The sequence below is a fragment of the Streptomyces sp. NPDC002889 genome (assembly GCF_042888425.1).
Lineage (GTDB): Bacteria > Actinomycetota > Actinomycetes > Streptomycetales > Streptomycetaceae > Streptomyces.
Genome location: NZ_JBIAPT010000011.1, coordinates 40,800 through 52,842, shown reverse-complemented (window position 1 = coordinate 52,842; position 12,043 = coordinate 40,800). Strand labels below are relative to the sequence as shown.

11 protein-coding genes are annotated in these 12,043 nt (G+C 71.9%); 5 read left to right on the top strand and 6 right to left on the bottom strand.

What is annotated here, in order from left to right:
- Positions 1–134: 134 nt before the first annotated feature.
- The 4 genes from ACFYWI_RS18080 to ACFYWI_RS18065 form a co-directional block, all read right to left on the bottom strand.
- Positions 135–509 carry an RNA polymerase-binding protein RbpA gene (locus ACFYWI_RS18080; protein WP_003959706.1) on the bottom strand — a complete coding sequence of 125 codons (375 nt, stop codon included), beginning with the start codon at positions 507–509 and terminating at the stop codon, positions 135–137.
- Positions 510–776: 267 nt separating this feature from the next.
- Positions 777–2,123 carry an MFS transporter gene (locus ACFYWI_RS18075; RefSeq protein WP_389232765.1) on the bottom strand — a complete coding sequence of 449 codons (1,347 nt, stop codon included), beginning with the start codon at positions 2,121–2,123 and terminating at the stop codon, positions 777–779.
- A gap of 41 nt (positions 2,124–2,164) precedes the next feature.
- Positions 2,165–2,929: a glycerophosphodiester phosphodiesterase family protein gene (locus tag ACFYWI_RS18070; RefSeq protein WP_389232762.1), complete on the bottom strand. Its 765-nt coding sequence runs from the start codon at positions 2,927–2,929 to the stop codon at positions 2,165–2,167.
- On the bottom strand, positions 2,926–3,573 hold the full coding sequence (locus tag ACFYWI_RS18065) for a YitT family protein (RefSeq protein WP_389232759.1): 648 nt from the start codon (positions 3,571–3,573) through the stop codon (positions 2,926–2,928). Before ACFYWI_RS18065 ends, ACFYWI_RS18070 begins: the two co-directional genes overlap by 4 nt.
- 98 nt (positions 3,574–3,671) lie before the next feature.
- Between ACFYWI_RS18065 and ACFYWI_RS18060 the strand changes: the two genes are divergently transcribed.
- Positions 3,672–5,171: a PLP-dependent aminotransferase family protein gene (locus tag ACFYWI_RS18060; RefSeq protein ID WP_389232756.1), complete on the top strand. Its 1,500-nt coding sequence runs from the start codon at positions 3,672–3,674 to the stop codon at positions 5,169–5,171.
- Positions 5,172–5,194: 23 nt separating this feature from the next.
- Here the strand turns inward: ACFYWI_RS18060 and ACFYWI_RS18055 are convergent, their stop codons facing one another.
- Together ACFYWI_RS18055 and ACFYWI_RS18050 are read right to left on the bottom strand one after the other, a co-directional pair.
- Positions 5,195–6,811: a hypothetical protein gene (locus ACFYWI_RS18055; protein ID WP_389232753.1), complete on the bottom strand. Its 1,617-nt coding sequence runs from the start codon at positions 6,809–6,811 to the stop codon at positions 5,195–5,197.
- A 43-nt stretch (positions 6,812–6,854) separates the two neighbouring features.
- Positions 6,855–7,049, bottom strand: coding sequence for a hypothetical protein (locus ACFYWI_RS18050; RefSeq protein WP_389232750.1), 195 nt, complete (start codon positions 7,047–7,049; stop codon positions 6,855–6,857).
- Between the two features lie 309 nt (positions 7,050–7,358).
- Between ACFYWI_RS18050 and ACFYWI_RS18045 the strand changes: the two genes are divergently transcribed.
- The 4 genes from ACFYWI_RS18045 to ACFYWI_RS18030 all read left to right on the top strand — a co-directional run bounded on the left by ACFYWI_RS18045 (position 7,359) and on the right by ACFYWI_RS18030 (position 11,917).
- Positions 7,359–7,751, top strand: a complete 393-nt coding sequence (locus tag ACFYWI_RS18045) for an ankyrin repeat domain-containing protein (RefSeq protein WP_389232747.1) — start codon at positions 7,359–7,361, stop codon at positions 7,749–7,751.
- A 307-nt stretch (positions 7,752–8,058) separates the two neighbouring features.
- The gene (locus tag ACFYWI_RS18040; RefSeq protein ID WP_389232744.1) at positions 8,059–9,477 is read left to right on the top strand and encodes a HEAT repeat domain-containing protein; all 1,419 of its coding nucleotides are present in this window, start codon (positions 8,059–8,061) and stop codon (positions 9,475–9,477) included.
- Positions 9,478–9,617: 140 nt separating this feature from the next.
- Complete coding sequence (locus tag ACFYWI_RS18035) at positions 9,618–10,742, top strand: glycosyltransferase family 4 protein (RefSeq protein WP_389232741.1); 1,125 nt, start codon at positions 9,618–9,620, stop codon at positions 10,740–10,742.
- Positions 10,739–11,917, top strand: a complete 1,179-nt coding sequence (locus tag ACFYWI_RS18030) for a glycosyltransferase (RefSeq protein ID WP_389232739.1) — start codon at positions 10,739–10,741, stop codon at positions 11,915–11,917. The genes ACFYWI_RS18035 and ACFYWI_RS18030 overlap by 4 nt, the downstream gene beginning before the upstream one ends.
- Positions 11,918–12,043 lie beyond the last annotated feature (126 nt).

The window sequence follows — 12,043 nt, the reverse complement described above, 5'->3', positions numbered from 1 at the left end:
GGGGCGGCGCCCCCCCCCCCCCCCACCACGCCGGCGCCAACCCCCCCCCCCCCCCCCCCCGGGGCCCCCCCCCCCCCCCGGGGGCCCCCCCCCCGCGGCTCTTGTTTCTCAGCTCTGCAGCTGTGGCTGTGCGATCAGGCGGACTTCCGGCTGTCGCGTGGGTGCACAGCGATGTTCATGGCACCGGAGCGCAGGACCGCCAGCCGCTCGGCCAGCACCTCCTCGAGCTCCTCGCGGGTACGCCGCTCCATGAGCATGTCCCAGTGCGTACGCGCCGGCTTGCCCTTCTTCTCCTCGGGGCCATCCCCGTCCACCAGGAGTGCCTGGGCGCCGCACGCCTTGCACTCCCACTCCGGCGGAATTTCCGCCTCGACCGAGAACGGCATCTCAAAACGATGTCCGTTCTGGCATGCGTACTCCACCGCCTGGCGCGGGGCCAGATCGATGCCGCGGTCCGTCTCGTAGCTGGTAACCACAAGTCGCGTGCCGCGGAGAGCTCGCTCACTCATGAATCGTGCCTCCCGGGCTTTGTCGCCCACAGGACAGGTGTCGCTGTCGTCGTCATCCGGTCAACGTCCGGTCGGCGGTAAAGATTCCCGTTCCGGGTCATGCGTCGCCCGTCGTGCCGCTGCTTTCCCATTGCTTGGGGTACCCACCAGTGCCCGGTTTGTCACATCTGACAGAAAGTGTCACCCAGTGATTTCACTTCTTCCGCACGCAGTAACGGTCCGCCTGGCAGGCCAAAGGCGTACACTACCGGCCTTTCACTTCAACGTCTAAATCCGCTCCGGAACCGGGTTGCCCGCGGCGGCCACTGCCCGGCGCACCGGCACCCGTGCCAGCAGCACGAATCCCAGCGCGAAGAAGATCACCAAGGAGATGATGGCGTCCCGGTAGCTGCCCGACATCTGATACGCCAAACCGAAGACGAGCGGACCGAGCCAGCTCAGCCCGCGGTCGCTCATCTCGTAGGCCGAGAAGTACTCCGCCTCCTTGCCGCGCGGCACCAGATGTGAGAACAGCGACCGCGACAGCGCCTGACTCCCGCCCAGCACCAGGCCGATCGCCGCCGCCAGGGCGAAGAACCACACCGGAGCGTGCGCCGGCAGGAAGTAGCCCGCCGCAAGGATCAGCGTCCAGACGGCCAGTGAGCCGAGGATCGTCCGCTGCGCACCGTAGGTCCTGGCCAGTCGGCCCATGCCCAGCGCGCCCGCCACCGCCAGTACCTGCACGAGCAGCACCGCGATGATCAGCGTCGTCTGGTCCAGGCCCAGCTCCTTCGAACCGTAGATCGAGGCCTGCGAGATCACCGTCTGCACGCCGTCGTTGTAGATGAGATACGCCAGCAGGAACGACAGCGTCAGAGGATGCCTGCGCATGTCCCGCAGCGTTGCCGTCAGCTGCCGCCAGCCCGAACCGACCGCGCCCTCACCGCTCGGTGCCACCCGCCGGTCGCGCAGCCTGCGCAGCGGGATCAGCGTGAAGGCTCCCCACCACAGACCCGCCGACGCCAGACAGATCCGGACCGCCTCGCCCTCGGACAGGCCGAAGGACTCGTGCCCCGAGTAGACGACCAGGTTCAGCACCAGGACGAGGGCGCCCGAGGTGTAGCCGAAGGCCCAGCCCCTGGACGACACCGCGTCCCGTTCGTCCGGCTCGGCTATCTGCGGCAGATAGGCGTTGTAGAGGACCATCGACACCGACAGTGAGGCATTGGCGACGATCAGCAGGAAAGCGCCCAGCAGGTACCGGTCGCCGTCCAGGAGGAACATCCCGGTGGTCGCCGCCGCGCCCAGGTACGCGGCGAGCGCCAGCAGCGGCTTCTTGCGGCCCGTACGGTCCGCGGCGGCGCCCGCGAGCGGCATCACCAGCACCGCGACCACCACCGACACCGACACCGCGTATGCGAAGAGGGACCCCGCCCGCACCGGAATGCCCAGGGGATGTACGAACCCGTCGCCGTCCGCCGCGGCCTCGGCCACCGACGTCAGATACGGACCCAGGAAGACGGTCAGGACGCTCGTCGAGTACACCGAGCACGCGAAGTCGTAGAAGTACCAGCCGCGTTGCTCGCGTCTGCGTTCGTCCGTCCCGTCGGTGCGATCCGCGGTGCCCGCAGTCATCCGCGCCCCCTCGCTCGTGCTGTGGCAGACGCGCGCGGGCTTCAGACCCATACTCCCCGGTCGGTCATTACCGTGCGCAACGTCTCCAGATGATCGGTCATGATGCCATCCACGCCAAGGTCCAGGAGCGCCGCCATCCTGTCGGCCTCGTTCACCGTCCAGACATGGACCTGGAGCCCCCTTTCGTGGGCCGCCCGTACGAAGCGCCGGTCCACCACGCGGATGCCGCTCTGCGTCTCGGGCACCTGGGCGCACACCGCGCCGCTGCGCAGCGCCGCGGGGATCCCGTAGGAGCGCAGGCGCAGGGCGAGCACACCCCGCACGCCGTACGACGTCGCCAGCCGCGGACCGGCGAGCCGCTTCGCCCGCGCGACCCGGTTCTCCGAGAACGAGCCGATGCACACGCGGTCCCAGGCGTCGGTGCGGCGGATCAGCTCGACGAGCGGCACCAGCGCCGAATCGACCTTCAGATCCACGTTCCAGCGGGCCTTCGGGAACTCCTCCAGCAGCTCCTCGAACAGCGCCAGCGGTTCCCTGCCCCCGACCCTGGCCCGCTGCACCTCGCTCCACGGCAGGTCGGCTATGCGCCCCTTCGCGTCGGTGACCCGGTCCAGTGTGTCGTCGTGGAAGGCGACCAGCCGGCCGTCCGCGGTGGTGTGGACGTCGGTCTCGAAGTAGCGGTAGCCGGCATCGGCGGCCCGCCGGAAGGCGGCCGCGGTGTTCTCCAGGCCGTCCGCCGCTCCGCCGCGATGGGCGAAGGCGAGCGGGGCCGGGTGGTCCAGGTAGGGGTGGAGTACGCGAGTCACGGCCGAAGTATCGCTCGATTCGGTGTCCCGCCGGCGACGACGGTGGTGCCACCGCTCGTCCCGGGGATGGCGAAAAGCCTCAGGAACAGCTGAGCGAGCGGTCCTATCGCCAGCGCGTACGCGACCGTGCCGAGGCCCGCGGTGCCGCCGAGGGCCCAGCCGCCGGCGACCACCACGACCTCGATAGCGGTGCGCACCACCCGGATCGAGCGGCCCGTGAGGCGGTGCAGCCCCGTCATCAGACCGTCCCGCGGCCCCGCGCCGAAGCGCGCCGAGATGTAGAGACCGGTCGCCGCACCGTTCAGCACGATGCCCGCGACCATCAGCGCGATCCGCGTCCCGAGCCCGTGCACCTGAGGGACCAGAGCCAGCGTGGCGTCGATCGCGAGACCGATCGCGAACACATTGGAGATCGTGCCGAGTCCAGGTCGTTCCCGGATCGGGATCCACGCGAGGAGCACCAGCGCGCCGACGATGATCGACACCACGCCGATCGTGAGACCGGTACGCTCCGCCAGCCCCTGATGCAGCACACCCCACGGCTCGAGACCGAGCCCGGCGCGTACGAGGAGCGCCGAGCTCGCCCCGTAGAGCGCCAGCCCTCCGTACAACTGCAGGAATCGGCGAGTGAGATGCGCAGACACAAGGGCCCCCAGTGGTGATAGTGGACTGACGCATGACACTCTGTGGCTATGGAATGGATGCCAACCATGGCCAATTTCAGGAAGGTGGACTGACTTCCATGTCGCAGTGGACCTCGGCGGTAGGGGCGGCGCAGCTCGCCCGACAGCTCACCGCGCAGCAGCCGCGTCCCGCCGGACCCGGCACCCGCAAGCCGCCCGCGTACCGGGCGCTCGCCGACGGCGTCCGGCTGCTCGTCCTCGAAGGCCGGGTCCCGGTCGCGGCCCGGCTGCCCGCCGAGCGCGAACTCGCCCTGGCGCTGTCGGTCAGCCGTACGACCGTCGCCGCGGCCTACGAGGCGCTGCGTGCCGAAGGCTTCCTGGAGTCCCGCAGAGGAGCGGGCAGCTGGACCGCCGTCCCCGCGGGCAACCCGCTCCCGGCGCGCGGCCTCGAACCGCTGCCGCCCGAGTCCCTCGGTTCCATGATCGACCTCGGCTGCGCGGCGCTGCCCGCGCCCGAGCCCTGGCTGACCCGGGCCTTCCAGGGCGCTCTGGAGGAACTGCCTCCGTACGCCCACACCCACGGCGACTACCCCGCCGGTCTGCCCGCGCTGCGCCAGATGCTCGCCGATCGCTACACCGAGCGCGGCATCCCCACCATGCCCGAACAGATCATGGTCACCACCGGGGCCATGGGCGCGATGGACGCCATCTGCCATCTGTTCGCCGGACGGGGCGAGCGCGTCGCGGTGGAATCCCCCTCCTACGCCAACATCCTCCAGCTGATGCGGGAGGCAGGGGCGCGCCTGGTGCCCGTGGCCATGGCCGAGGGACTGACCGGCTGGGACATGGGCCGCTGGCGTCAGGTTCTGCGCGACGCGGCGCCGCGGCTCGCCTATGTCGTCGCCGACTTCCACAACCCCACCGGTGCGCTCGCCGACGAGGACCAGCGGCGCCACCTCGTGGATGCGGCCCGCTCGGCCGGAACGGTCCTCGTCGTCGACGAGACCATGACCGAGCTCCATCTCGACGGCGGCACCGGCATGCCCCGGCCGGTCTGCGCCTTCGACCCGGCAGGCTCCACCGTGCTCACCGTCGGCTCCGCCAGCAAGGCCTTCTGGGCGGGCATGCGCATCGGCTGGGTGCGCGCCGCCCCGGACGTGATCCGCTCACTGGTCGCGGCCCGCGCGTACGCCGACCTGGGCACGCCGGTCCTGGAGCAGCTGGCCGTCAACTGGCTGATGCGCACGCGGGGCTGGGAGGAAGCGGTCGCGCTGAGACGCAGCCAGGCGCGCGAGAACCGGGACGCGCTGGTCGTCGCGCTGCGCAGGGAGCTCCCTGAGTGGGAATTCGACGTTCCCCGGGGCGGTCTGACGCTCTGGGTCCGTACCGGCGGCCTGTCCGGCTCCCGGCTCGCGGAGGTCGGCGAGCGGGTGGGAGTGCGGGTGCCGTCGGGGCCGCGCTTCGGGGTCGACGGGGCATTCGAGGGCTATGTGCGCCTGCCGTTCACGGTCGGTGGCCCGGTCGCCGAGGAGGCGGCGGCACGTCTGGCCGCTGCGGCCCGTCTGGTGCAGACGGGAGCGTCCACGGGCACCGAGGCGCCCCGCACGTTCGTGGCCTGACGGGACTCGCTGCAGCTCCCGGGTCAGCCCTCCGCAGGGACCGGGGTCACGGACGGCGTCGGAGCCGGGGGCGGGGCAACGGCTGCCGCCGGGGCCGGTTCCTGGGGGACCGGCGCCGCGGCCGCGGCGGTGCGGTCGGGGTGGGCCGGGAGGAGATCCAGGACCGCCTGGCGGTGCGCCTCGGTCGTGGCCTCGTCGTACGGGTCGGGGGTCGCCGGAACCTGCAGTCTGAGAACGGGGCCCGTGCCGAGCCGGGCATAACCCCGGCCGGGTGGCACCTGCGAGGTCGGTGTCGTGTGCGGCTGGACGCCGAGCACCGACTCGATGCGGTCGAAGTCCGCGGGGCCCAGCACGACCCGGGCCCGCGTGTGGGTCCATACCGGGTCGGCGAGTGCGTCCACGCTGTCGAACTGCTCCGCCACCACCACCGTGACGTGGGCGGCGCGTCCGTGCCGCAGCGGCACCTGGAGCAGCTCCTGCGGGTCGGTGCGGCCGTCCGCGGCGGCCAGGTGGCCGAGGACGCTCGGCCGGTCGAGCAGGATCCACAGCGGCCGCTTGGTGTCGTCGGGCGGGGCATGACCTGCCTGGCGGGCCCGGTTGGAGGCGATCAGCCGCCGCTCGGTCTCCTTCGAGGCCCACTCCAGGCTGGTCAGCGCGCCATCGAGACCGCACTCGACGGCGAGGACGCCGGGGCGCCCGGTCAGGCACGCGTACTCGCCCGTCCCGCTGCCCTCCATGATCAGTACGTCTCCGTGCTGGAGGGCCTGCAACGCGATCGAGCGCAGGAGTGTGGTGGTGCCGCTGCCGGGCTCGCCGACCACCAGCAGGTGCGGTTCCGTCGAGCGGGGCCCGGTGCGCCAGATGACCGGCGGGGCGTTGCCGGTCCGTGCACCCTGGGCGACCGGCACGGTGCGCTGCACCGCGCCGTCGTCGGTGAAGCCGAGCACGGTCTCGCCGGGGACGGTGACGAAACGCTGGGCGGCGATGGAGGTGGGCAGCGCCGGCAGCACGCTCATCACCAACTGGTTGCCCTCCTCGTCCCAGCTGAAGAGGTACTCGCGGCCGCGCCCGGACTTCGCGTGCAGCAGGTGCTCGATCCGGGTCCGGGATTCGGCCTCGGCATCGGTGAAGTAGGCGGGGTACTTCACCCGCAGCCGGCTGATCCGCCCGTTGCCGTCGAACTCGTACTCGCTGAACGCCTTGGTCCACTCCCCGCCGTGGGCGAACACCGGAGCGGGGTCCTCGGAAACCGAGAAGTAGGGCACCAGCGCCTCGTACACGGCCTGGAGCCGCCGTGCCTCCGCCTCGTCGGGCCCCGTTTCGACCGGGGTCCGTAGCCGTCCCTTCCAGGCGGCCGCGGCCATCACCGTGATCAGGGCCAGCAGCGGCCCGTACGGGATGAGCGCGACCGCCAGGACGCCGGCCGCGACGACGAACAGCGCGGGCCCACGCCGCTCCTTGGGCGTCCGGACCCACTTGTGGCGGGCCGTGGTGGCCAGTTGCCGCAGACCACGGGTGATCGTGATCAGTGGATGGAGTACGTCCGTGGCGCTTTCGGCGGCCGTGCGCGCGATCTCGCGACTGCGGGTGATCTGCGCGCTGCCGCTGCTCAGAATGCGGGGGAGTGGTCGCCGGGCCACATCGGTCTCCTGAAGGTGCTGAGCTGACGGGGGTCGGGGGCGGTCAGAACTTGATCCCGCCCAGCAGCCCGGCGAGGCTCGTCGTGCCTGCCGTGATGCTCGGAGCGATCGCGGTGCCCGCGAGGAAGAAGCCGAAGAGCGCGGAGACGCAGGCGTGGGACGCCTTGAGCCCGTCCTTCCTGAAGAACAGGAAGACGATGATGCCGAGCAGTACGACGCCTGACATGGACAGAATCATGAGATTCCTCCTGGGTGAGGGGACAGTCACCATGAGTTCTTCCATGCTTCCGGGTGGTATCTATGTGTTAAAAGGTGCAAATGAGTGAAATTCTCAGGTTTTCACTGCGCTGGCGGACGGCAGGTCATTGATCAAAGGGCGCGGCACGCGACCCCACGGCACAGTGCTTCCCGTGCCGCGGTCCCGGTGTGATCCCTTGCCCTCGCCGGGCCGCCTCATGTCGGCCCTCGGGCAGTACCCTGTCGGTTCACTCGTACGGCTGCTCTTGCCGTGCGTCCCAGGTCAACGTGGTGAAAGGCGGTCCGCACGATGAGTGAGGTCCCGGACTCCGAGGTGATCGAGCTCGCGACCAAGGTCTTCGACCTGGCGCGCCAGGGGGAGACCGAGACACTCGCCGCGTATCTCGACGCGGGCGTCCCGGCCAACCTCACCAATGACAGGGGCGACACCCTGATCATGCTCGCCGCCTATCACGGGCACGCCGCCACCGTGGAGGCGCTCATCGCCCGCGGCGCCGAGCCGGACCGTGCCAACGACCGCGGCCAGACCCCGCTCGCCGGCGCGGTGTTCAAGTCGGAGGACGCCGTCATCCGCGCACTGCTGGCCGGCGGCGCCGATCCACAGGCAGGCACCCCGTCCGCGGCGGATACCGCCCGGATGTTTGGGAAGACCGATCTTCTGGAGTTGTTCGACGGCCGCTGAGCGGTAGCGGAACGCGCGCCACCGGTGCGCCGAGCGAATGTCGGGCCGCTCATGACCTGCTGCTCCATGACCACCGAGAGAGCGTCTTAAATGTGGTCGCGGTGGCGAAATGGGTGGGTCATCATGACGACGAGCCCTATCCCGGACGTCATCCGGGAGTTCCCCTGGGGCCACCGATGAGAGGCAGAGGAAGATGGTCTACACCAAGCGGAAGACGCGTAAGACGACGGGCGGCCCCACATGCTGCTGCGCGGCCTAGGCATTCCACTCCCCGGTTGCGTCGACAGCTTGATGTGAGGCACTTTCCATGTTCGATCCAGTCATAGCGCCGAGCGGCACCCTGCTCGGCCTGCTGCAGAGGGGCCGCGGCGACGGCACCCTGCACGCGCTTGCCGCGCCGCGGGCCGAAGCGCTCGCAGCCCTCAACCACTGCGTCCTGAACGATCCCCGCCACGACTGGCAGGTCGAGAACCGCTCCCTGTACTACGCGCGCCTCTACCTCGATCTCCACAGCTCACTGGAGGAGATCGAGCGGCACCTCTTCGACACCGACGACCACATCGACACCGACGAGTCCAGGACCGGCCTCGCGCTCGCGGTGCTCGGACACCTGGCGTCCTACGGCCGCGGCGACGCCCTGGCACTGCTGCGCAGGTATGCCGCGAGCGGTGCCAACTGGGCCTGGGCGCTCGACGAGCTCGCCCTGCGCGACAACGACGCGGGACTGCGCGCGCTCGCCGCCCCGGTCCTCGCCAGATTCCCCGCCACCCCCGAGGGCGACGCCGAACTGGCCGCCACCGTACGGGACGCGTTCGAACCCCGGCCGTGGCGGCTGTGGGCCGAGGACGCACGCGAGACCATCGGCGCCCGGATCCGCGCCGCCCGGGAAGCCGGCTCCTTCGACCGGTGGCAGCGGCAGATGCGGCCGTCCGGGCCGCGCCCGGGCTGGAGCGTCCAAGCCGTCCTCGACTGGGCACAGGAGGGCCTCGAGCGCGGCAGCGCCCTCCATGTGCCGGCCGCGCGCTGCCTTTCGGCCGTGGCCGGTCCCGACGACCGGCCTGCCATCGTCGAAGCGGCCCGCAACGGCTCCGACGGCGCGCGCTGCGCCGCCCTGCACTATCTCGCCGAGTCCCGCGACCCCGTCGTCCTGGATCTGATCGAGGCCGCCGTGGGTGACATGTCGAGCACCGTCGCCGAGGCCGCCGTCGCCGCGTTCGAGCGGATGTGCGGCGAGGAGGCCGTCGACAGGGCCCGCGGCTGGGTGCACCGCCCCGACGCACTCGGCGCGTCCGCCGCAGGTGTGCTCGCCTGCCGCGGCGGCGCGAGCGACGCGGCGCTCGTCCTCGGCGCGCTGCGCGAGACCGTACGTGCCGACGGGCCCGACGCACCGCTGCTGTGGGACCTCGTCGATGGCGCCGGCCGCCTCGGTATCGCCTGCGCCGCTCCCGTACTGCGCCATGTGTACCGGGAGACGGCCTCCTCGCAGTTGCGTGGTCGGGCGGCCCGCGCCCTCGCCGCCACCGACACCTCCTTCGCCACCGGATTCGCCGTCGAATGCCTGTGGGACTGCGAGGAGACCACCAGGGAAGTCGCCGCGCTGCACGCCGAGACCGGTGATGTGCGCGTCGCAGAGCGGCTGCGCAGGCTGGCCGCCGACCCGGCCGAGGAGGTCGAGGTGCAGACGGCCGTGCGCAGCAGGATGGGCCCGGACACGACCGCCATGTGATCGCGGAGTGAGGACCATGTGACGGCGGCGTGACCCTCTGGCGCCCGGGCAGGCCGCCGCCCACAAACGCTCATGGGACGTTCCACGGCCGGAAAGATCCACGTTGGGCCAGCCACCCCGGGCGCGAGGACAACACGAGTATGCGTGTCGTCATCGTCACCGAGTCCTTTCCGCCCGACGTCAATGGTGTGGCGCACTGCGCCCTGCAGACCGCGCGGCATCTCGCCGTACGCGGTCATGAACCGCTCGTCATCGCCCCGGCCGCGGCCGGGGCCGACGGCGCCGAACCGGGGGCACCGTGCCCGGTCGTGCGCGTCCCGTCCCTGCCCCTGCCCGGCTATCCCCAGGTACGGGTGGCCCTGCCCAGCCGCCGGGTCGCCGCGGCGATCACCGCTCACCGGGCCGACCTCGTCCATCTCGCCAGCCCCTTCGTTCTCGGGGTGCGGGGTATGGCGGCCGCCGCCAGGCTGGGCCTGCCCGCCGTCGCCGTCTACCAGACCGATCTGGCCGGCTACGCCCGCACCTACGTCGGCGCGGGCGAAGGCGCCGCCTGGCGCCGGATCCGCGCCGTGCACAGCGCCGCCGACCGCACACTCGCACCGTCCTCCGCCGCCCTGCGGGACCTGGAGGAACACGGAGTGGAGCGGGTGCGGCTGTGGCCGCGCGGAGTGGAGACCACCCGCTTCCGGCCCGAGCTGAGGGACGAGGCACTACGGCGCGAACTCGCGCCCGACGGGCAGCTCATCGTCGGATACGTCGGCCGGCTCGCCCCCGAGAAGCAGGTCGAGAACCTCGCCGGGGCCTGCTCGATGCCCGGCGTACGGGTCGTGATCGTCGGCGACGGACCGAGCGAGCCGTCCCTGCGCGGCGCGCTGCCCGGAGCGGTCTTCCTCGGCCGCCGTATCGGCGACGACCTCGCCCGCATCTTCGCCTCGCTGGACGTGTTCGCACACACCGGCCCGTACGAGACCTTCTGCCAGACCGTGCAGGAGGCCATGGCCAGCGGGGTGCCGGTGATCGCGCCGGCGGCCGGCGGTCCTCTGGACCTCGTCCACCACGGGCGCACCGGACTCCTGGTCCGGCCGCACGACGTGGACGCGGTGACGACCGCCGTCGCGCGGCTCGCGGCCGATCCCGGGCTGCGCGATGCCTACGGGCGTGCCGGTCGCGCGGCCGTCGAGGGACGCACCTGGGCAGCGGTCGGGGACATGCTGCTCGACCACTACGCCGATGTGCTCGGCACGCGTACGGCGGTGGCGGCATGAGCGGACTGCGCATCGTACGGCTGGCGAACTTCGTCACCCCGTCGTCCGGCGGACTGCGTACCGCACTCGGCGAACTCGGCAGGGGGTACCGGGCGGCCGGGCACGAGCCCGTGCTCGTCGTGCCGGGCGAGACCGAGAGCGACCGGATGACCTTCCAGGGACGGGTGATCACCCTGCCGGGCCCCGAGCTGCCCGGCACCGGCGGCTACCGGGTGCTGGCCGGCCGCCGGCGGCTGCACCGGCTGCTTGAGGAACTGGCACCCGATCGGCTCGAGGTCTCCGACCGCACCACCCTGCGGTGGACCGGCGAATGGGCGCGCCGCCGCAGGATCCCCTCGGTGATGGTGTCGCACGAGACGGCCGACGGGGTGCTGCGCACCTGGGGGCTGTCCGAGTCGTTCGCGGCCAAGGCGTCGGACCGGCTCAACCGCCGCAGCGCATGGGCGTACTCGCGCATCGTGTGCACGACGGAGTGGGCGGAGCGCGAGTTCGTACGGATCGGGGCGCGCAATGTGGTGCGGGCCCCGCTCGGCGTGGACCTCGAACGGTGCCGGCCCGGACGGCGCAGCACCGTGCTGCGTTCCCAGTACGCGGCCGGGGCCGATGTGTTGCTGCTGCTGTGCTCCCGTCTCTCGGTGGAGAAGCGGCCCGGCACGGCCCTCGACGCGCTGGCCGCGCTGCGGGAGCGAGGCGTGCGGGCGAACCTGGTCGTCGCGGGCGACGGGCCCCTGAGGAGCTCGCTGATGCGCAGGGCCACGACGCAGCGGCTGCCGGTCGAGTTCCTGGGGTACGTCGCCGACCGCGAGTCGGTCGCGGACCTCCAGGCGGCGGCGGACCTGTGCCTGGCGCCGGGCCCGGCGGAAACGTTTGGCCTGTCCGCCCTGGAGGCCCTGGCCTGCGGTACCCCCGTCGTCGCGAGTGCCTCGTCGGCGCTCCCGGAAGTCGTGGGCGACGCGGGCGCGGCGGCGGCGGACACCGGCGCGGACTTTGCCACGGCGGTTCAGGACCTCCTGTCCCGCCCCGAACCGCTGCGCCGCGAGGCGGCCCGTGCCCGGGCGGAACTCTTCGACTGGAGGCGCTCGGTGACGGCGTTCCTCACGGCCCACGAGGCATCTCCGGTCCACGACGCACCCCCGGTCCACGAGGGCGCCCAGGGGACGGAGGCCAGATCGTGACGGGGGCGGCATCGCCGCCGGGGGCGCCACCGGACGCACCCACCCGCGGTGTGCCGCGGCAGCCCGGCGACGTCTTCGGCAGACCGGTTGCGGAGCCCGACGCCGTCGGCGGACCGCAGCCCGCGC